The 19,803-nt window shown below is 60.5% G+C and carries 17 protein-coding genes and 2 tRNA genes; 10 read left to right on the top strand and 9 right to left on the bottom strand.

From position 1 onward, the window contains the following. Window positions 1–132: 132 nt before the first annotated feature. Both PH547_RS31375 and PH547_RS31370 read right to left on the bottom strand, forming a co-directional pair. Window positions 133–208 (bottom strand) — tRNA-Ala (locus tag PH547_RS31375). Window positions 209–359: 151 nt separating this feature from the next. Continuing rightward, window positions 360–740, bottom strand: coding sequence for a TIGR02300 family protein (locus tag PH547_RS31370; protein ID WP_283048303.1), 381 nt, complete (start codon window positions 738–740; stop codon window positions 360–362). Between the two features lie 273 nt (window positions 741–1,013). Between PH547_RS31370 and aroA the strand changes: the two genes are divergently transcribed. The 4 genes from aroA (at window position 1,014) to rpsA (ending at window position 5,678) form a co-directional block, all read left to right on the top strand. Beyond that, the gene (gene aroA / locus PH547_RS31365; RefSeq protein WP_285170310.1) at window positions 1,014–2,369 is read left to right on the top strand and encodes a 3-phosphoshikimate 1-carboxyvinyltransferase; all 1,356 of its coding nucleotides are present in this window, start codon (window positions 1,014–1,016) and stop codon (window positions 2,367–2,369) included. Between the two features lie 125 nt (window positions 2,370–2,494). Further along, window positions 2,495–3,130: an FMN-binding negative transcriptional regulator gene (locus PH547_RS31360; protein WP_285170314.1), complete on the top strand. Its 636-nt coding sequence runs from the start codon at window positions 2,495–2,497 to the stop codon at window positions 3,128–3,130. A 31-nt stretch (window positions 3,131–3,161) separates the two neighbouring features. Next, window positions 3,162–3,794 carry a (d)CMP kinase gene (gene cmk, locus PH547_RS31355; RefSeq protein WP_285170309.1) on the top strand — a complete coding sequence of 211 codons (633 nt, stop codon included), beginning with the start codon at window positions 3,162–3,164 and terminating at the stop codon, window positions 3,792–3,794. Between the two features lie 180 nt (window positions 3,795–3,974). Continuing rightward, window positions 3,975–5,678, top strand: a complete 1,704-nt coding sequence (gene rpsA, locus PH547_RS31350) for a 30S ribosomal protein S1 (protein WP_104821501.1) — start codon at window positions 3,975–3,977, stop codon at window positions 5,676–5,678. 103 nt (window positions 5,679–5,781) lie between these two features. Here the strand turns inward: rpsA and PH547_RS31345 are convergent, their stop codons facing one another. The 3 genes from PH547_RS31345 to PH547_RS31335 all read right to left on the bottom strand — a co-directional run bounded on the left by PH547_RS31345 (window position 5,782) and on the right by PH547_RS31335 (window position 9,270). Then, complete coding sequence (locus PH547_RS31345; RefSeq protein WP_285170308.1) at window positions 5,782–7,494, bottom strand: hypothetical protein; 1,713 nt, start codon at window positions 7,492–7,494, stop codon at window positions 5,782–5,784. Window positions 7,495–7,746: 252 nt separating this feature from the next. Further along, a complete protein-coding gene (locus PH547_RS31340; protein WP_104821499.1) occupies window positions 7,747–8,373 on the bottom strand; it encodes a ribonuclease D in 627 nt (208 codons plus the stop codon). Window positions 8,374–8,496: 123 nt separating this feature from the next. After that, window positions 8,497–9,270 (bottom strand): metallophosphoesterase, encoded by a 774-nt coding sequence (locus tag PH547_RS31335; RefSeq protein ID WP_285170307.1) that lies wholly within the window; start codon window positions 9,268–9,270, stop codon window positions 8,497–8,499. Between the two features lie 282 nt (window positions 9,271–9,552). Here PH547_RS31335 and copD point away from each other — a divergent pair, with 282 nt between their 5' ends. Then, entirely contained in the window at window positions 9,553–10,440 is an 888-nt protein-coding gene (copD, locus tag PH547_RS31330; protein WP_285170306.1) for a copper homeostasis membrane protein CopD, read from the top strand. A gap of 3 nt (window positions 10,441–10,443) precedes the next feature. Here the strand turns inward: copD and PH547_RS31325 are convergent, their stop codons facing one another. Together PH547_RS31325 and PH547_RS31320 are read right to left on the bottom strand one after the other, a co-directional pair. Continuing rightward, entirely contained in the window at window positions 10,444–11,214 is a 771-nt protein-coding gene (locus tag PH547_RS31325; RefSeq protein WP_104821496.1) for a TIM barrel protein, read from the bottom strand. A gap of 70 nt (window positions 11,215–11,284) precedes the next feature. Beyond that, window positions 11,285–12,229, bottom strand: a complete 945-nt coding sequence (locus PH547_RS31320) for a helix-turn-helix domain-containing protein (protein WP_104821495.1) — start codon at window positions 12,227–12,229, stop codon at window positions 11,285–11,287. A gap of 86 nt (window positions 12,230–12,315) precedes the next feature. Here PH547_RS31320 and PH547_RS31315 point away from each other — a divergent pair, with 86 nt between their 5' ends. The 5 genes from PH547_RS31315 (at window position 12,316) to PH547_RS31295 (ending at window position 18,560) form a co-directional block, all read left to right on the top strand. Next, window positions 12,316–13,590, top strand: coding sequence for an ABC transporter substrate-binding protein (locus PH547_RS31315; RefSeq protein WP_104821494.1), 1,275 nt, complete (start codon window positions 12,316–12,318; stop codon window positions 13,588–13,590). Window positions 13,591–13,702: 112 nt separating this feature from the next. Continuing rightward, on the top strand, window positions 13,703–14,563 hold the full coding sequence (locus tag PH547_RS31310) for a carbohydrate ABC transporter permease (protein ID WP_104821493.1): 861 nt from the start codon (window positions 13,703–13,705) through the stop codon (window positions 14,561–14,563). Then, window positions 14,560–15,396: a carbohydrate ABC transporter permease gene (locus PH547_RS31305; RefSeq protein WP_104821492.1), complete on the top strand. Its 837-nt coding sequence runs from the start codon at window positions 14,560–14,562 to the stop codon at window positions 15,394–15,396. Before PH547_RS31310 ends, PH547_RS31305 begins: the two co-directional genes overlap by 4 nt. Before the next feature lie 15 nt (window positions 15,397–15,411). Beyond that, entirely contained in the window at window positions 15,412–16,500 is a 1,089-nt protein-coding gene (locus tag PH547_RS31300; protein WP_104821491.1) for an ABC transporter ATP-binding protein, read from the top strand. A gap of 56 nt (window positions 16,501–16,556) precedes the next feature. After that, complete coding sequence (locus PH547_RS31295) at window positions 16,557–18,560, top strand: aldo/keto reductase (RefSeq protein ID WP_104821490.1); 2,004 nt, start codon at window positions 16,557–16,559, stop codon at window positions 18,558–18,560. Between the two features lie 141 nt (window positions 18,561–18,701). Here PH547_RS31295 and PH547_RS31290 read toward each other — a convergent pair whose 3' ends face one another. Together PH547_RS31290 and PH547_RS31285 are read right to left on the bottom strand one after the other, a co-directional pair. After that, window positions 18,702–19,235 (bottom strand): methylated-DNA--[protein]-cysteine S-methyltransferase, encoded by a 534-nt coding sequence (locus PH547_RS31290; RefSeq protein WP_285170305.1) that lies wholly within the window; start codon window positions 19,233–19,235, stop codon window positions 18,702–18,704. Between the two features lie 392 nt (window positions 19,236–19,627). Further along, window positions 19,628–19,704, bottom strand: a tRNA-Met gene (locus PH547_RS31285). Between the last annotated feature and the right edge of the window lie 99 nt (window positions 19,705–19,803).

The following is a 19,803-nucleotide window of genomic DNA, read 5'->3' as shown; positions in this document are numbered from 1 at the left end:
CCTACCCGCTATCTATGAAAGGTATTGTAAACGGCACGGACCCGGTGGACGAGCTATTTCGCTCAGGAGCTTGGTACTCAAGAAAACAGCACCCAATTTCGCGGTTTTTTACTACAGAAAACGGAAAGAATTTGGTGGAGCTAAGCGGGATCGAACCGCTGACCTCTTGCATGCCATGCAAGCGCTCTCCCAGCTGAGCTATAGCCCCATCAAGGTGGTGCCGTTTGACCGGCCCTGGGTCCCTTCCGAGCGCTTCGCCCGTCGGGGTGGCGGCTTATTACTTCTGGTTTTTGCAGATAGCAAGCCGAAATTTTCGGCCCGGAAAACTTTTCTTGTTCACCGGGCCGATTGTTCAGAGATCAAACGTCGTCGTCGTCGCCGGTAACGCCGATGATGTCGCTCATATCGTCATCATCTTCGTCTTCGTCGGCTTCGAGGAAGGTATCGTCGTCATCGTCACCGATTTCGACATCGTCATCGCCCATATCCGGAATATCGTCGCCGGTTGCCGCTTCGTCGGCGTCTTCGAGCGACACCAGTTCGACTTCCGTGTTTTCGGTATCGACTTCAGCCACTTCGTCTTCTTCCGGCACTTCCTTCGAAGCGGAGGTTTCCTCGAAGAAGGACAAGGGCCAGGACTTGCCGGTATAGGGCGAGACGACCGGGTCCCGGTTCAGGTCATAGAACTTCTTGCCGGTATCTGGATCGGTACGTTTTGTTCCAAGTTCCGCTTTCGCCACTGTCAAAGCCTCATGAATGGCCGAATAAAGATTCGGCAATGCCGGGGAAGCCGGCGTTTTAAGGGAAATTATCAGCCGGTCCCCTTAATCGTTGCGGCTCTCTCTGTCAAAGCTAAACTTTATATACGCCGAGACGGGTTTTCCCGGCATTCCGGGATGACCGGGCAACGGGTCTATGGTAACGAGCCGGCGTGAACCGCAGGTCAGTTGGCGCAACAGGAGCTAAGCCAGCGATAATGCGGCGTAAATAACGGCATCGCAAAGGAATTGCCCATGCCGCACGACATTCATCCGCGGCCCGCGACAGCGCGCCGCTCGACCAATCTTTCCGGCACTATCCGCGTTCCCGGTGATAAATCCATTTCGCATCGCGCCCTCATGTTCGGCGGCCTCGCCGCCGGCGAAACCCGCATTACCGGCCTGCTCGAAGGCGAGGATGTGCTCAATACGGGCAAGGCCATGCAGGCCATGGGCGCTGCGATCGAAAAGATCGGGGCCGAATGGATCATCAAGGGCGTCGGCAACGGCGCGCTGCTCGCCCCGCAAGCGCCGCTCGATTTCGGCAATGCCGGCACCGGCAGCCGCCTGACCATGGGCCTTGTCGGCGTCTATGATTTCGAGACCACCTTCATCGGCGACGCCTCGCTTTCCAAGCGGCCGATGGGGCGCATCCTCGATCCGCTGCGGCGGATGGGCGTGCAGGTCCAGTCCAGCGAAGGCGACCGGCTGCCGGTGACGCTGCACGGGCCGGAAACGGCCAGCCCGATCACCTATCGCGTGCCGATGGCCTCGGCCCAGGTTAAATCCGCCGTGCTGCTCGCCGGCCTCAATGCGCCTGGCATCACCACCGTCATCGAGCCGGTCATGACCCGCGACCATACCGAAAAGATGCTGGCCGGCTTCGGCGCCGAGCTTTCGGTCGAGACCGATCGGGACGGCGTGCGCACCATCCGCCTTCAGGGCCAGGGCAAGCTTTCCGGCCAGATCATCGACGTTCCCGGCGACCCCTCCTCGACGGCCTTTCCGCTGGTCGCGGCGCTGATCGTTCCCGGCTCTGATATCACCATCCGCAACGTACTGATGAACCCGACCCGCACCGGGCTGATTCTGACGCTGCAGGAGATGGGCGCCAACATCGAAATTCTCGATAGCCGCCTTGCCGGCGGCGAGGATGTCGCCGATCTGCGCGTGCGCTCCTCGGCGCTCAAGGGCGTCACCGTCCCGGCCGAGCGGGCGCCTTCGATGATCGACGAATATCCAGTGCTCGCTGTCGCTGCCGCTTTTGCCGAGGGGACGACGGTCATGCTCGGGCTGGAAGAGTTGCGAGTCAAGGAATCCGACCGGCTTTCGGCCGTCGCCGAAGGGCTGGCGCTCAATGGCGTCGATTGCACCGAGGGCCCGGATTCGCTGACGGTTCGGGGAAGGCCGGATGGAAAAGGTCTCGGCCGTGCGGACGGCGGCGAGGTCAGGACCCATCTCGACCATCGCATTGCCATGAGCTTTCTCGTGATGGGGCTTGCCGCGGACCATCCGGTCAAGGTCGATGATTCCACCATGATCGCCACCAGCTTCCCGGAGTTTTTTGACCTCATGACAAGATTGGGTGCGACGATCGAGGTCGAGGGCTGATAAAATCGTGCTGGCCTGCGGGTGAAAGCGCCCGCAGGCGCAACGCAACCCCAAATCGGAAGCAGCCGATGGCCATTCGGGGCCGCCGGCATGATGCGCCCGACAATATCAGATGGCTCCAGACCATGTATCAGCCGCCCCATCACCGCGAAGACGATCTCGGCACGCAGCATGCGTTGATACGCGCACATCCGCTGGGATTGCTGATTACCGCCGGCAATGGTGGGCTGATCGCCAATCCTGTGCCGTTCCATCTTAGGGCCGGCCTTTCGTCCAAGGGCACGCTGCAGGCGCATATCGCCAGGGCGAACGGTCAATGGCGGGAAATCCAGGCGGGAGCGCCGGTCCTCGTCGTCTTCCAGGGTGCCGAAAGCTACATTACGCCGTCCTGGTATGCGACCAAGCAGGAGACAGGCAAGGTTGTGCCGACCTGGAATTATGCGGTCGTGCAGGTGCGCGGCAATGCGCGCGTCATCGAAGATCCCGCCTGGCTGCGCGAGCAGATCGCCATGCTGACCGGCGAAAATGAGAGCGGCCGTCCGCAGCCCTGGGCGGTCGACGATGCGCCGGCAGAGTTCATCAGCGCCCAGTTGAAGGGCATTATCGGTATCGAGATCGACATCGAGACAATTGACGGCAAGTGGAAGGTCAGCCAGAACCGTCCCGCTGCCGACCGTCAGGGCGTCGCCCACGGCCTCGACGCAATCGACCGTACCGACGCGGCCGAAATGGCCGATCTGGTGCGGCGATACGGCAAATAACAACAAGACCGAAGGCAGGGATATAAAAAGAATGATCATCGCCATCGACGGACCCGCTGCGGCAGGCAAGGGAACCTTGTCGCGCCGGATCGCCGAGGAATATGGTTTTCACCATCTCGATACCGGCCTGACCTATCGAGCGACCGCCAAAGCGCTGCTGGATGCTGGATTGCCGCTCGACGACGAGGCGGTGGCAGAGACGATGGCGCGCGAGATCGATCTTGCCGGGCTCGACCGCGCGGTCCTGTCGAAGCATGAGATCGGCGAGGCGGCATCGAAGATTGCCGTCATGCCGGCGGTGCGCCGGGCGCTGGTCGAGGCGCAGCGGGCTTTTTCGCGCAAAGAACCTGGCACGGTTCTGGATGGGCGCGACATCGGCACCGTCGTCTGCCCCGATGCGCCGGTGAAAATCTATGTCACGGCCTCGGCCGAAGTCAGGGCGAAACGACGTTACGACGAAATCGTCAATGCCGGCGGCAGCGCCGATTATGCGGCGATTTTCGAGGACGTGAAACGGCGCGACGAGCGGGATATGGGCCGCGCCGACAGCCCTTTGCGGCCGGCAGAAGACGCGCACTTGCTTGATACCTCGGAAATGAGTATAGAAGCGGCGTTTCAGGCGGCAAAATCGATCATCGACGCCGGTCTGAGCCGAAATGCCTAAAAATGCGAGCGGCTTTCGCGTGCTTTGCGCACGAAATCGCTTATTTTAGAAAGCCTGACATTCCGTCCAAGCGCCGGATAGCCTTCCCCAAGGGAAGGCGGACGGATCCAGGCCTGTTCAACACGAACCACCGGCGCATCAGTGTCCCGAATGCACAATAAGGACACGCCAGGAGATTTTATGTCTGTAACTTCCCCCTCTCGCGAAGATTTCGCAGCCCTTCTCGAAGAGTCCTTTGCCAAGAACGATCTGGCTGAAGGCTATGTCACCAAGGGTATCATCACCGGCATCGAAAAGGATGTCGCCGTTGTCGACGTCGGCCTCAAGGTCGAAGGCCGCATCGCGCTGAAGGAATTCGGTGCACGCGCCAAGGACGGCACGCTCAAGGTTGGCGATGAAGTCGAAGTCTATGTCGAGCGCATCGAAAACGCGCTTGGCGAAGCTGTTCTGTCGCGCGAAAAGGCTCGCCGCGAAGAAAGCTGGATCAAGCTCGAAGCCAAGTTCGAAGCTGGCGAGCGCGTCGAAGGCGTCATCTTCAACCAGGTCAAGGGCGGCTTCACCGTCGACCTCGACGGCGCTATCGCCTTCCTGCCGCGTTCGCAGGTCGACATCCGTCCGATCCGCGACGTTACGCCCCTGATGCACAACCCGCAGCCCTTCGAAATCCTCAAGATGGACAAGCGCCGCGGCAACATCGTCGTTTCGCGTCGTACGGTTCTGGAAGAGTCCCGTGCCGAGCAGCGTTCTGAAATCGTTCAGAACCTCGAAGAAGGCCAGGTTGTTGACGGCGTCGTCAAGAACATCACCGATTACGGTGCGTTCGTTGACCTCGGCGGCATCGACGGCCTGCTGCACGTCACCGACATGGCATGGCGCCGTGTGAACCATCCGTCGGAAATCCTGTCCATCGGCCAGCAGGTCAAGGTACAGATCATCCGCATCAACCAGGAAACCCACCGCATCTCGCTCGGCATGAAGCAGCTCGAGAGCGATCCGTGGGATGGCATCCAGGCCAAGTATCCGGAAGGCAAGAAGATTTCCGGTACGGTTACGAACATCACCGACTACGGTGCGTTCGTCGAGCTGGAGCCGGGCATCGAAGGCCTGATCCACATCTCGGAAATGTCCTGGACCAAGAAGAACGTTCACCCCGGCAAGATCCTGTCCACGAGCCAGGAAGTCGAAGTCGTCGTTCTCGAAGTCGATCCGACCAAGCGTCGTATCTCGCTCGGCCTGAAGCAGACGCTGGAAAATCCGTGGGCAGCATTCGCCCGCAACCATCCGGCTGGCACCGAAGTCGAAGGCGAAGTCAAGAACAAGACCGAATTCGGCCTGTTCATCGGCCTCGACGGCGATGTGGACGGCATGGTGCACCTCTCCGACCTCGACTGGAACCGTCCGGGCGAGCAGGTCATCGAGGAGTACAACAAGGGTGATGTCGTCAAGGCCGTCGTTCTCGACGTCGATGTCGACAAGGAACGCATCTCGCTCGGCATCAAGCAGCTCGGCAAGGACAGCGTTGGCGAAGCCGCCGCTTCCGGTGAACTGCGCAAGAATGCAGTCGTTTCGGCTGAAGTCATCGCGATCAACGATGGCGGTATCGAAGTGAAGCTCGTCAACCACGACGACATCACCTCGTTCATCCGCCGCGCCGATCTGTCGCGTGACCGCGACGAGCAGCGTCCGGAGCGTTTCTCGGTCGGTCAGACCGTCGACGCCCGCGTCACCAACTTCTCCAAGAAGGACCGCAAGATCATGCTGTCCATCAAGGCTCTGGAAATCGCAGAAGAGAAGGAAGCAGTCGCTCAGTTCGGTTCGTCCGACTCGGGTGCTTCGCTCGGCGACATCCTGGGTGCGGCTCTGAAGAACCGCAACGCCGAATAATCTTCGGTCGAAGCCTCAGAGATAGAAACCCGCCGGAGCGATCCGGCGGGTTTTTTATTTGCTCACGATTCAAGAATTGGAGCGGCGCTCTGATGCCGTCCGCTTATTCCCATTCCACCATGCGTTGATAGAAATCGAAGGCATGATCATGCAGGGAATCCCTCAGCCCGGGTGCGGGCAGTGCGAGCGGTTTGGTCGCAACGACGCTATCTTGTGAGGACGCTGCTTCGGCATCGGTCTCCTCGGATGCTTCCGCAGCCGGCTGATGCATTTCCTCGGGCTCGGATTCGTCTTCACCTTCGTCCTGTGGCGCTTCTCCGCCCTGCCCCTGTTCGGCCTCCTCGTCATCGGCGGGATCAACGCGATTGACCTTCTCCAGATCCTCGTCGTCAATGGGGAGATCCACCGGCAAATATTGTGCGATGGCAAAGGGAATGCCTTGCGGCAGCGGGGCCGGTGTTCCCATCTGCGCCGCAGCATCGGACATGACCGGGGCGGGCCCCACCAGCGGGCCGCTCAAGGATTTACCGAGAAGTGCGGCTGGCGCATTCGGCATCTCATCGAGAGAGGTCGCGTTCTGGCTTGCCATGGCGGCGGCAAGATTCCGGGTGCCCTCATTGCCGGCCGTCTGCGGCAGCGACGGCACGTCCTTTTGATCGGCGGCATTGGCGGCAAGCGCCTGGGCGATGACACTTTCTGCCGAGGTCGAATCATCCTGGATGATCTGCAGCAGTTCCGGGCCGGCGACGTCGATGGCGCGGCCTATGACCACCTGCAGCCCTTCCTTGATATCGGCCCTGATCTGCTGGATATCCCGGGGCACAGGCGGCGGCGTGATCGGCGATCTGATCAGGGCGATTTCCGTTGGGAGATGTTCCTCGGCCGATGCGGCCAGCAATGCCACTGCGGCGGACGATATGTTGGCCTCGGCGGGGATGGCATTTTGCGGATGAACGATCTCGCCGAGGCCAGTATCAACGACGAGCGCATTTGCGGCTGGCGGAATCGGGGCGGATTGCTGGTTCGGAATGGCCTGCGGAGACGAGACCGTTTCGAGGTCAGGCGATATTTCCGGGCCCAAAATCGCCGCAGCAAAGAGAACTGCCTGGTTCCGCACAGCCGCAGCCGGCGTTTCCTCCGGAATCTGCGCGGTAGTTGCGGAGAGAGCAGCCGTCGCGGCCGCGGATGCAGGCGCTGCGGCCTTGTCCGACGAAGCCGGCGAGACTGCCGATGTCGCCGTAGGAGCAGCCTCTGTAGTCTTCAGCATCGTCTGTGCCGGGACCGGGGTCTGCGGCTTGGCGGTCTCCGTTTCGCCGGCGTTCTGCCCATAGGAATTGACGACGGCCTTGAGGACCGCGTCGGGCTCCTGTGTCAGCGCCGCTTCCAGGCTGATGGCGATTTGCACCGCTTCCGATCCATCCGGATTGGTCAAGGCCTCGGCAAGGACAGGCAGGGAGATCGGCATTTCCGTCTGCGTGTCCAGGAGTTGCTGGGCAACGGCAAGCTGTTGGGGCGGCAGGCTGCGGATCGTATCCGCCAGCCGCTGCGCCAAAGCGGCATTGTTCTCATCCGGCTCGCGCGAAACATTCAGCGCAACGCTGGCAGCATCGATGGCGGAGAGCAGGCTGTCGAACATCCGCTCGCGCGCCGCCACCAGCAGCATGTTCAGCTTGCCCTCGACGCTGGCGTTCACCGTGCTCGACAGTACGGCAAGCGGCGTCGCGGCGGTCTGGACACCGGACGTTTCCGGGGTGGCAACCACTGGTTTTTCAAGGGCTGTACCCAAAGCAGACACGGCACTCACGGGGGACAACATGTGATGCTCCTTTGTCTGGCAAGACGACGACGGACGCAGAAGGCAGGTTCAATCAGGGTCCGCTCATGCGGCCGCTAGCGATTCGAAGGCCGGTTGACCGGCTGATTGACGCGGGAAAACGTCGGTCGAATGCCTGAAATCAGGGATAGAATAGCAGGACGTCTCTTAACAGATTGCTAACCATAACGATAAAAGCCGATGCAACGTCAGCGGCACCGGCTTTTCCGTTTCATTCATTTTTAGCGCAGCCGGTCAGCTATGCGCGAAAATATCGGTCTCTTCCCAGCCAAGGAGGTCCAGCTTCGCCCGGGTCGGCAGGAAGGTGAAGCAGGCATTGGCATGCTCGATGCGACCGTCGCGTACAAGGCGTTCCTTCAGCTTGTCGCGCAGCGCATGCAGGTAAAGCACATCAGAGGCGGCATATTCGAGCTGCGCCGGCGAGAGCGTCTCAGCCGCCCAGTCGGAAGACTGCTGCGCCTTGGAAATATCGACCTCCAGCATCTCCTTGAGATTGTCCTTGAGGCCATGGCGGTCCGTATAGGTGCGGCAGAGGCGCGAGGCGATCTTGGTGCAGAAAACCGGCGTGGTGGTGACACCGAACGTGTGGAACAGCACGGCGATATCGAAGCGGCCGTAGTGAAAGATCTTCTCGCGCGCGGGATCGGCCAGCATGGCGACGAGGTTCGGCGCCTCTTTCTGGCCGGAGGCGATGCGGATCACATCAGCGGTGCCGTCACCCGGCGAAAGCTGCACCACGCAGAGCCGGTCGCGGCGCGGAATAAGGCCGAGCGTTTCGGTATCGATCGCTATGGCGCCGGTGTAGCGGGCGGCATCGGCCGCGGAAATATCGCCTTCGTGATAACGGATGGTGGCGGCCATGAAGCTCTCCTGGCTCTTATCGTCTCAATTCTTTTTTCGTCCTGTTCTATAGAACAGGCAAGGAGATAACGATACTGCACAGGCTTAAAATGTCGGCGGCGTGGTGGCTTCTGAAAGAAAGCATCAAGTCGACGTGATGTGGATGCGGCCTTGCCACAAACGAGCCGCCGTCAGCCTCCCGGAACGGAAGGCGCCGGTGTCGATATTGAGCCGAAGCCCATGCGCTTCGGCTTTTCTCACCGGCGTATGGCCATGAATGATCAGTTTCGGCAGCGGCTGCGCGCTGTCGTAAAAGCGCGAGCGGATGAAAACGAGGTCATCATCCTCCTGCGCCGAAATCGGCCGCTCCGGGTCGATACCGGCATGAACGAACAGCACCTGCGGCGTATCCAGCAGGATCGGCAGCCCGCGGAGAAAGTTGAGATGATCATCCGGCAGCCAGGTTCGGATGAAGGTGTCGAGTTTTTTCTGCTGGGGATATTGCCTCCGTAAAGCCTGGATATCCAAACCGTAGGAATTCAGCGTTGCCTCGCCGCCGAGCCCCACCCAGTCGTCCAGGGATATTTCACCGTCGGCATAGGCAAGCATGGCCAATTCATGATTGCCGGTAAGGCAGATCCGGTCGAAACCATTCGGCAACGGCGCCATCAGCCGGCTGACAACCTGTGCCGAGGCCGGGCCACGATCGATGAAATCACCGAGCATGATGATCAGTTTGGGGCCGGGCAGCATGGCGGCATCGGCGAAAATCTTGCGTTCGAGCGCGCTCAGGAGGTGGTAGCAGCCATGGACGTCGCCGATCACATAGGTCGGCCTGTCAAGCCTATCGAGGCTTTCCCGACGCCGGCGCGGGCTGAAGCCGCGAGTCACTTTCTCGCGTATGATATTTGCCGCCATGGAACTCCCTCATCGAAATGTCGCCATCCCGAGCGCTCTAACCCTCCTAAGCAAAAATAATCGAAAAGCGACAATTCTTTGCCGAGTACGGGAATAAACGCTCCGGGCCGATGTCTATGTCGACGGAAGCCATCAATAAAGAATTACCTTGCAGCAAAGCGTCCCGAACATAGCCATTCCGCATGGTGAAAATTGACATAGCATGTCCACAACTCTATCGCGCTCGGTGACCCCAGAGCGTATTGATAGTCCCGTTTCCGAAACGCTGAGCGCCGTAAAACCTTGTTCGATCCCAACACAGCGCTCGAGGCGTGCCGCTTTCTTCACGACGTATCCCTGATGCTTCTGTGGGGCGCCTCGGTTTTTCTCTGCCTTCTGGTGCCGAAAGCGCTGGCGGAGAAGGTCTGGCGCATGTTCGGCGTCGCGCCGTTCGTTGCGGCGCTGATCGCCGGGCTCACGGCCCTCGCCCGGCTGCCGCTTGCAAGCGCCACCATCGGCAATGGCTGGAGCGATGCCCTCAATACCGGCACGATCCGCGACGTCCTGCTCGATACGACAGTCGGACAAGCCTGGCTGGCCCAAGCCGCCGCTGCACTCATCCTCGTTCTTGCCTTTCTGCCGCCAGGGCAATGGCGTCGTCCGGGCGTAGCGCTGGGTTCTGGCCTCGGCCTTGCCGCCCTCATGCTCACCGGTCACGCCTCGATGCATGAAGGCTGGCTGAAGCTGGCCCATCGCGCCAATGACATGCTTCATGTGCTTGCCGGCGGCGGCTGGCTCGGCGCCTTGGTGCCGATGGTTCCGATCCTCCGGCTTTTGAACACGCCCGAATGGCGGGCGGAGGCGCTGTCGGCGCTTCGGCGCTTCTCCACCGCCGGGCACGGCGCCGTGGCGCTGGTCATCGCCTCCGGCTTCGTCAATACGATGCTGGTCCTCCAGCGCCTGCCGACCGACTGGTCATCTCCCTATCAGACGCTGCTTGCCGTCAAGATCGCGCTTGTCGCGTGCATGAGCCTGCTGGCGATCGTCAATCGCTACATTCTCGTGCCCAGGATACGACGCGATCGGGTTCGGTCTTTGAACGCCATCCGTCGCAGCAGCATTGCCGAGATCATCCTTGGTATCGCCGTCATCGCGCTGGTCGCCGTCTTCGGCGTATTGGAGCCCGTCTGAGCGTCAAGCCGACAGCGACCTCACCACCGCACGAACCGCCGCGGCATCCTCCGTCCTCGGCCTGTATTCGAGACCGATCCTGCCGCTATAGCCGTGGGCAAACAGCCAATTCAGGCGATTGAGCAGATCGATCCCGCCGGTGCCGGGATCGTTGCGGCCCGGATGATCGGCGACATGGACATGCACGATGCGATCGGCCCGCTCGCCGACGACCTCTTCCGTTCGCTCGCCCATGACAGCCGAATGGTAGATATCGTAGACGATACCGATTTCCGGCCGTCCCACCTCGTCGATAATATCCAGGCCCTCTGTGGTAGAGGACAAATAGTAGCCGACATGATCGATCCTGGTGTTCAGCGGTTCGAGGCCGAGGCGTACGCCAGAGCCGCTCAGGATATCGGCGCCGGCGCTCAAGGCGGAGATCAAGGCATCCCGTTGTTCGGCGCGTGTAAATTCCGGCAAATCATCCCCCGCCTGCGCGATCAAAACCGGGACACCCAGGCCCTGCGCGACGCTGACAGACATCTCCAATCCCTCCAGCCAGGCCTCCTTGTTCGCCGGATTCGTCAGCGCGATCATCGGCTCGGCGACCATGCCCGACACGGCAATTCCAGTCTCGGCGACCACGGATGCGATCGCGTCGAGGTCCTTGTCCGTCCAGCGCCAGAACTCGACCGCACTCAATCCCGCCCGATGCGCCAGCCGGATACGATCGGCAAAATCATCGCCCTCGCGGGCAAACAACCATTCGATACATGCCGAAAACTGCCGCATGAAAATCTTCCTCCAAAGACTATGCCGCAAGGAGTGCGCCCTATCGGCAGCGACGGCAAGAGGCCGGTGGCTAGAATTGCGAGGCGGACCGGCGCAGAGCAGGCTGGGCGCCTTCGACGCTCATTGCCGTAACCATGCGCATGTCCCTACGGAAATCCGAAGGGGACATGCCGGCAATGTGGCGGAAGGATTTGTTGAAGGCGCTGATCGAGCCGAAGCCGCTGTCCATCGCCACCTGCAGCACATTGGCGCCGTCGCGCATCAGCATCGCCTGGGCGCGCGACAGGCGCAGCAGGTTGACATATTTGCTGAGCGTCATGCCGGTGCATTTCTTGAAAAGGTTCATCGCATATTTCGGATGCAGATCCGCCGCCTTGGCGATATCCACAGTATCGATATCGTGCAGGAAATTGCCGGCAATGAAATCGCACATCCGTGCCAGGCTGCGCGACGATTGCGGGTGGACCTGTTCGTTCGACTGATGCTCGCGCTTTTCCGGCAGCATGCGATAGGGTTCGAAGGCGATGCGCTCCAGGCGCAGCAGAAGTTCGGCGACCGCGTGCTCGGCCTTGGCCGGATCGCCGGAGCGGACATAGCGATACCAGCGGGCAAAATTCTCGTTATCGGCGGCATCCGTCGCGGAGGTGACCAGCGTCTCTCCTCGCATCAACCGGCCGGAAATATCGAGCGGCAGGCGCATGCGGAAGAAATGCACCAGCGGCAAATGCGCGCCGGCATAGATCGAATCTTCCGAGGAATCATCCATCTGATGCGGCTGCCCGCCCCAGAACAGACAGATATCGCCAGCGCGGAGCTGAATTTCATGGTCGTTCATACGGTAGTGAACCGTGCCGCGTATAAGGTAATTCACCTCGACCTGCGCATGCCAATGCGGCATCGCCATCAGGGGCGGATGGGTATGAAACATTTGCAGAGTCGTCGGCAGCCCCTCGATGCTGCTTGCACCCGGCTGATAAACCGCTCGATGACCCACCTTACTTTCCGCCAAGTCCATGTTCCTTTTTTAGGAGACAGAAGCGTACCGGGAGCTAGTTTAAGCGTGTTCGCTAGAGGACGGCAATTGAAAAGGGAGGATTTTCAATGCGTTTTAAACTCGCGGGAGCGACGGCACTTGCTGCCTTGCTCGCTTCCGGTTCTGCCTATGCAGCACAAACCACCATTACTGTCTGGAGCTGGAACATCGCCGCGTCGGCGCTGAAATCCACGGTCGAGGGGTTCAATAAGAAATATCCCGACATCAAGGTCGAAGTTCAGGACATCGGCAACCCGCAGGTCTTCGACAAGATGCTGGCCGCTTGTGCCGCCGGCGGCGACGGTCTGCCGGACGTCATGTCGATCGAAAATCACAAGGCTTCGATCTTCTGGAACCGCTTTCCGGACTGCCTGACCGATCTGACGAAGCTCGGCTACACGGACGCGCTCAAGAAGCAGTTTCCGGACTTCAAGCGTGCGGAACTGGAAGTCGGCGATGCCGCCTACGCCATGCCGTGGGATTCCGGCCCGGTCACCATGTTCTACCGCCGCGATTTCTATGAAAAGGCTGGCGTCGATCCGGCAACGATCAAGACCTGGGACGATTTCATTGCCGCCGGCAAGAAGATCTCCGCCGCCAATCCGGGCGTCATCATGACGCAGGCCGATCTCAACGGCGATACCGAATGGTTCCGCATGCTCGCCAACGAACAGGGCTGCGGCTATTTCTCGTATGACAGCCAGAGCATCACCGTCAACCAGCCGGCCTGTGTGAAAGCCCTGGACAAGGTGAAGGAGATCAAGGACGCGGGCTTGATGAGCGCCGCGAACTGGAACGAGAAAATTCAGGCGAACACTGCCGGCAAAGTGGCGTCGCAGCTCTATGGCGGCTGGTATGAAGGCACCGTCCGCTCCACCTCGCCGGATCTCGCCGGCAAATGGGGCGTCTACCCGATGCCGAGCATGACGGCCGACGGCCAGCATGCGGCCAATCTCGGTGGCTCGTCGCTCGCAATTGCCAGCGGTTCCAAGAACAAGGAAGCCGCCTGGAAATTCCTCGAATACACGCTTGGCACCAATGAGGGCCAGGTTACCATGCTGAAGTCCTTCGGGCTCGTACCGTCGCTTCTGACGGCGGTTCAGGATCCCTTCGTCAACCAGCCGCAGCCCTATTGGGGTGGGCAGAAGGTCTGGGCCGATATCCTCGCCACCCTGCCGAAGATTCGCCCGAGCCCCGGCACCCAGTATTTCAGCGACGCGGATGAGGTCATAAAGGCCGTCCAGACGAAATACCTCGCTGGTGGCTATCCAAACGGCAAGGCCGCGCTTGACGATGCGGCCCAGCAGATCGCCTCGGCGACAGGTCTGCCGCTTGCGAAGTGAGTGACACTGCCGGGCGCGCATCCCAAGCCGCGCTCGGCATCCCCGCCGCCCTCAGGGCGGCGGGGATGCGACGTCACGCATCATTTCACTGCGCATAAAGGAGAAGGCTTCCATGCGGTTGCGAAACCGGAGCGCCTATGCGTTCCTTGCACCCTATCTTCTGGTGTTCGCCGCTTTCTGGGTCTGGCCGATCATCGATTCGTTCCTGATCTCGTTCCAGAACACCCGAGTTAATCCGTGGGCCTACAATCTGTCGTTCAACTGGGGGCGACTGTTCGGCGACCCGGCCTTCTACAACGCGCTTGAAAACACGCTGATCATCCTGATCGTCCAGGTACCTGTCATGATCACGCTCGCCACTGTCATGGCGGTGCTGCTGAATTCACCGCTGTTGAAGGCGCGTGGCATTTTTCGCTTTGCTTTCTTCGCACCCGTCGTTGTTGGAGAGGTGGCCTATGCCGCTGTCTTCCGCCTTATGTTCAACGTCGATTTCGGCATCGTCAACAAGCTACTCGGCACGGTCGGCTTCGCACCGGTGTCGTGGTTTGCCGAATCGCATGCCGCAATGGTGCTCATCATCATCGCCGTCACCTGGCGCTGGGCGGGTTACAACGCCATCATCATCCTGTCCGGGCTACAATCGATCCCTGAGGATGTTTACGAGGCTGCGACCCTCGACCGCGTCAACCGCTTCCAGCAGTTCATCCATATCACCCTGCCCCTGCTGAAACCGATCATTCTGTTCTGCGTGGTCCTCTCCGTCATCGGCACCATGCAGCTCTTCACCGAACCATATCTGATCACCAACAGGGGTGGTCCCGGCGGCGGGACGGAGACGCTCGGCCTCCTGCTCTATCGCCAGGCCTTCCAGTCGACCAACTTCGGCTATGCCTCCGCGATCGCCTACACGATGGCAGCGCTTGCCGTGGTCATTTCTCTTCTCAATCTCTGGGTGGGGCGCGAACCGAAATGAAATCGAAGTCCAAATCCAATCTGATTAGGTCGATCGCGCTGCATGGCTTGCTGGTGCCGCTCGCCATCATCTGGCTGTTTCCGCTCTGGATGATGTTCGTCTTCTCGACCATGCCCGATTACGGCATCTTCAGCCCCGGCATCATCCTGACACCGTCGACGGGTTTCATGGACAACGTCCGGAACCTGCAGGCCGACACCAACTTCGTGGGCGCGATGACGATCTCCATCGTCGTTGCCGTCACCTATACCTTCCTGTCGGTGCTGCTGACCTCGATGGCCGGATGGGCGCTGGCCCGCTACCAGTTCGCCGGCCGCTCTGGCGTCATAGGCATCATCCTCGGCACGATCACGCTGCCCTACTCCGTCGTCGTCATCCCGCAATTCATCATGGTGGCGCGCGATTTCGGGCTGGCCAATTCATGGGTCGCGCTGATCGTACCGCCGCTCTTCAATTCGCTCGGGGTGCTGTTCATGCGCCAGGCCTTCTCGATGATGCCGGGCGAACTCTTTGACGCCGCCCGCGTCGAGGGCGTCAAGGAATGGCAGATCTTTCTGCGCATCGCCCTGCCGCTCGCAAGGCCGACCATGGCGGCGCTCGCCATCATCCTGTTCCTGGCCTCGTGGAACAACTATCTCTGGCCGCTGCTCATCAATTCCCGGCCGGGAATGATGACGGCACCGGTGGCGCTCGGGACGCTGATCGGCCTCACCAGGGTATCCTGGGGCGGCATCATGGCGGGTGCCGTGATGCTGACGGCGCCGATCCTCATCGTCTTCGTTCTCCTGCAACGCCACTTCATCGCCGGCATCGCCGCCGGCGCAATCAAATAATTCCGGGAGATCCGTATGGCCGAACTGTCCCTTACCAATATCGTCAAACGCTACGGTACTCTTGAAATCATCCACGGCGCCAATCTCGACGTGAAGGACGGCGAATTCGTCGTCTTCGTCGGCCCATCCGGCTGCGGCAAGTCCACGCTGCTGCGCATGATCGCCGGTCTGGAAGACATCACCGGCGGCGAACTGAAGATCGGCGGCCGCGTCGTCAATGACATGGAGCCGGCCGATCGCGGCATCGCCATGGTGTTCCAGTCCTACGCGCTTTATCCGCACCTCACCGTCGAACAGAATCTCAGCTTCGGGCTGCGCATGAACGGCAATCCCAAGGCCGATACCGAACGCCGCGTCAAACAAGCAGCCGAGATCCTGAAGATCACCGAGTTGATGCACCGCCGGCCGAAGCAGCTCTCCGGCGGCCAGCGCCAGCGCGTCGCCATCGGTCGCGCCATCGTGCGCGAACCGCAAATCTTCCTGTTCGACGAGCCGCTCTCCAATCTTGACGCGGAGCTCCGCGTACAGATGCGCGTCGAAATCTCGCGCCTCCACAAGAAGCTCGGCACGACGATGATCTATGTGACGCACGACCAGACGGAAGCGATGACGCTGGCCGACAAGATCGTCGTGCTGCGCGGCGGCAATATCGAGCAGGTCGGCGCGCCGCTCGACCTCTACGACGATCCCGCCAACCAGTTCGTCGCCGGCTTCGTCGGATCGCCGAAGATGAACTTCCTGCCAGCCGAGATCGTTGACAAGCAGGATGGCCGCGTGACCGTGGCCCTGCAGAATCAGCGCGAAGTCCGTCTGACGCTGCCGATTACGACAGCTCAGGTTGAAACCGGCCAGGCGGTGACGCTCGGTGTGCGGCCTGAACATTTTCTCGAGGCCGGCCGCGGCGATATCGATGTGATCGTCGATGTCGACGTTGCCGAACATCTCGGCAATACCAGCTACATCTACGCCAACATTGCCGGCGGCGAGCAGATCGTCATTGAGCGGGAAGAATCCCGCAACGCCAACAACCGCGACACGCTGACCGTCGCGCTCTCCGCAGCCAAGACATTCCTGTTCGACGGCGCCGGCAATCGATTGCGATAGGCGCCCTTTTCCTACCACTCCCAAGACAGCCTGCAGATTTAGGAAAGGACCAATTCATGACTACTGAGACATCCATCCGCTGGGGCATCATCGGCCCCGGCAGGATCGCACAGACTTTTGCCGAAGGCGTCGCTCACTCCCGTAGCGGCAAACTGGTGGCCATCGCCAGCCGCAATCCCAACAAGCCGGGTCTCGGCGACAATTTTCCCGGTGCGCGCATCGTCACCGGCTATGAGGCGCTGCTGGCGGACCAGGAAATCGACGCCATCTATATCGCCACCCCCCATACCGGCCACGCCGAATGGGCCATCAAGGCGATCCGCGCCGGCAAGCATGTCCTCGTCGAAAAGCCGATCGCGCTGTCTGCTTATGATGCCGAGGCGATCTATTACGAAGCCAAGAAGGCTGGCGTCTTCGCCGGCGAAGCCTTCATGTACCGCGTGCATCCGCAAACGGCGAAGCTGATCGAACTGGTGAAAAGCGGCGTGATCGGCGAGGTCCGCATCATCCGCTCGTCGTTCGGCTTCAACATGGGCACGGTCAAGCCCGAACACCGGCTTTTTGCCAACGACACCGCCGGCGGAGGCATTCTGGATGTCGGCGGCTATCCGGTATCGATGGCGCGGCTGGTTGCCGGTGCCGTTGACGGCAAGCCGTTCCTCGACCCGGAAAAGGTCTCAGGCGTTGCTCATCTTGGCCAGACCGGCGTCGACGAATGGGCCTCGGCGGTGCTGAAATTCCCGAACAACATCATCGCCGAAGTCTCCTGCTCGATCATGGCAAATCAGGACAATACGCTGCGTATCATCGGCTCGGACGGTCGCCTGGAAGTCAAGGATTTCTGGTTCGCCTCCGGGCATAAGGGTGGCATCGGCAAGATCGAGCTCATCAAGGGCGCGGAAACACAGATCGTCGAGGTCAAGGAAGATCGTTGGCTCTATTCCTTCGAAGTCGACGCCGCTGGCGACGCCATTCGCGCCGGTCAAACGGAATTCGCCTACCCGGGCATCAACTGGGCCGATTCGATCGGAAACCTACGTGTTCTCGACCAATGGCGTGCCTCCGTTGGCCTCGAATATGAGGTGGAGAAGGCGACGCGGCGGACGACGAACATCGTCGGCTCACCTGTCACCATGGGCAACAGCATTCCGAAACGCACCATCCCCGGCATTGCCAAGCCGGCTTCGATCGTCACGCTCGGCTTCGAATTCTTCCCGAATTTCGCAGCCGCCTCGCTGACGCTCGACGCCTTCTACGAAGCCGGCGGTAACGCCTTCGATACGGCCTATGTCTATGGCGCCGGCAAGACGGAAAGCATATTCGGCGACTGGCACACCAGCCGCAAGGTTCCGCGCGAGGAGATCGTGCTGATCGGCAAGGGGGCGCATTCGCCGCTCTGCTATCCGGACATGATCGCCAAGCAGCTCGACCAGTCGCTGAACCGCCTGAAGACCGATTATGTCGATATCTATTTCATGCACCGCGACAATCCGGCTATTCCGGTCGGCGAATTCGTCGATGCCATGGATGCCGAGGTCAAAGCTGGCCGCATCCGCGGCATCTTCGGCGGCTCCAACTGGACGCGTGCTCGTTTTGACGAGGCGATCGCCTATGCCGAAAGGAACGGCAAGGCGGCGCCAGCAGCTCTTTCCAACAATTTCTCGCTGGCGGAGATGCTGGATCCGATCTGGGCCGGGTGCATCGCCGCCTCCGACGACGAATGGAAGGCCTGGCTGAACGCCAAGCAAATCCCGAACTTCGCCTGGTCGAGCCAAGGCCGAGGCTTTTTCACCGATCGCGCCGGCCGTGACAAGCGCGACGACGAGGAGTTGGTACGCGTTTGGTATTCCGAGCGCAATTTCGGCCGCCGCGACCGGGCGGTCGAACTGGCGCAGAAGCTCGGCCGCAACCCGATCCATATCGCGCTTGCCTATGTCGTCGCCCAGCCCTTCCCGGTCATCCCGCTGATCGGCCCGCGCACGATCGCCGAGCTGGAAGACAGCCTGTCGGCACTCGACATCAAGCTGACGCCGGAACAGGTGAAGTGGCTTGAGGGCTGATGCGAGCCTAAGGCTGGCTTGATAAAAATCGAACCGGCTGTTTCGCATAGTGGCTGATGCCGAAAACAAAAATAGCCCGCTTGTCCACCAAGCGGGCTGTTTTGTCATTGCTACCAGATCAATCACGGGCGCAAGTAACCATCACGCTGCGAAATTGAACGCCTTGGTTTTGGCCCCTTCAAACTCCAAAAGGTAAGTCTTGCGCTCCAGACCGCCGGCAAATCCCCTGAGGTCTCCCGCCGATCCGATAACCCGATGGCACGGCGCGATGATGGAGATCGGGTTCCTGCCATTGGCGGCGCCCACCGCGCGTATCGCTTGACGAGCCCCGATCTGTTCGGCGATCTCAGCATAGGAGCGCGTCTCTCCGAAGGGGATGGTGAGCAGCGCGTGCCAGACCTTCTTTTGAAAATCGGTGCCGGAGAAATCCAGCGGTAGATTAAAAACCTGCCGTTCGCCGGCAAAATATTCCCGCAACTGCCGCTCCGTTTCGATGAGGACGGGATGGTTCTCATCCTCTGCAACGATGTTCAGGCGGACGCGGTTCGGCCGGTCGATATCCCAAAGGATCGCCGCTAAGCCATCGCGACTGGCAACGAGCTTCAGCCTGCCGACAGGCGAATTGACGATTTTATAGACACAGTCTTTCTGCGCAACTCGCGCCGTCATAGCCATGGCAATATCCTCTCACTGCGGCTCGGGTCGGAATCGGCAGAACGATAACGCGCCGCCTCTATCCTCCGATCGCGGCGAATCCTCTTCGCCGCTGACAAGGGATACATATGACCCCAATTATCGGCCGCAGCCCACCCGAAAAGCACTTTTGCAGGGCACAGGTACAATATTTCCGAAGCGGATGAGCCATGATGTTATGATGCGTCTGCGGCGGTATCGCGAATGCAGGTGGAGACTTCGCGCCAGCGATAGCGATGTTGTGCGGGGAGCTTGGTATCGGTGCGAGGCTATGAAGCTTGGGCTTTCCGGTTATGGTCCGGCGGCTGCGGCGGTATCGCCAGCGAAGCGGAATGCTTTGGGGTATTGATATTGGAATGTTGTTTGGGAAGGCTTGGTTGCGGGGGCAGGATTTGAACCTGCGGCCTTCAGGTTATGAGCCTGACGAGCTACCGGGCTGCTCCACCCCGCGCTATCCGAGCAAACCGCGTTGCGGTTTGTCCGCCCTGAGCGAACCGTTGGGGTTCGTCGGAGCTTGAGCAAGCCGCGTTGCGGCTTGCGTGATCCGGGC

Source organism: Rhizobium cerradonense, assembly GCF_030182455.1.
Classification (GTDB): domain Bacteria; phylum Pseudomonadota; class Alphaproteobacteria; order Rhizobiales; family Rhizobiaceae; genus Rhizobium.
The sequence above is the reverse complement of the archived record's forward strand: the minus strand, read 5'-3'. Positions and strand labels throughout refer to the sequence as shown.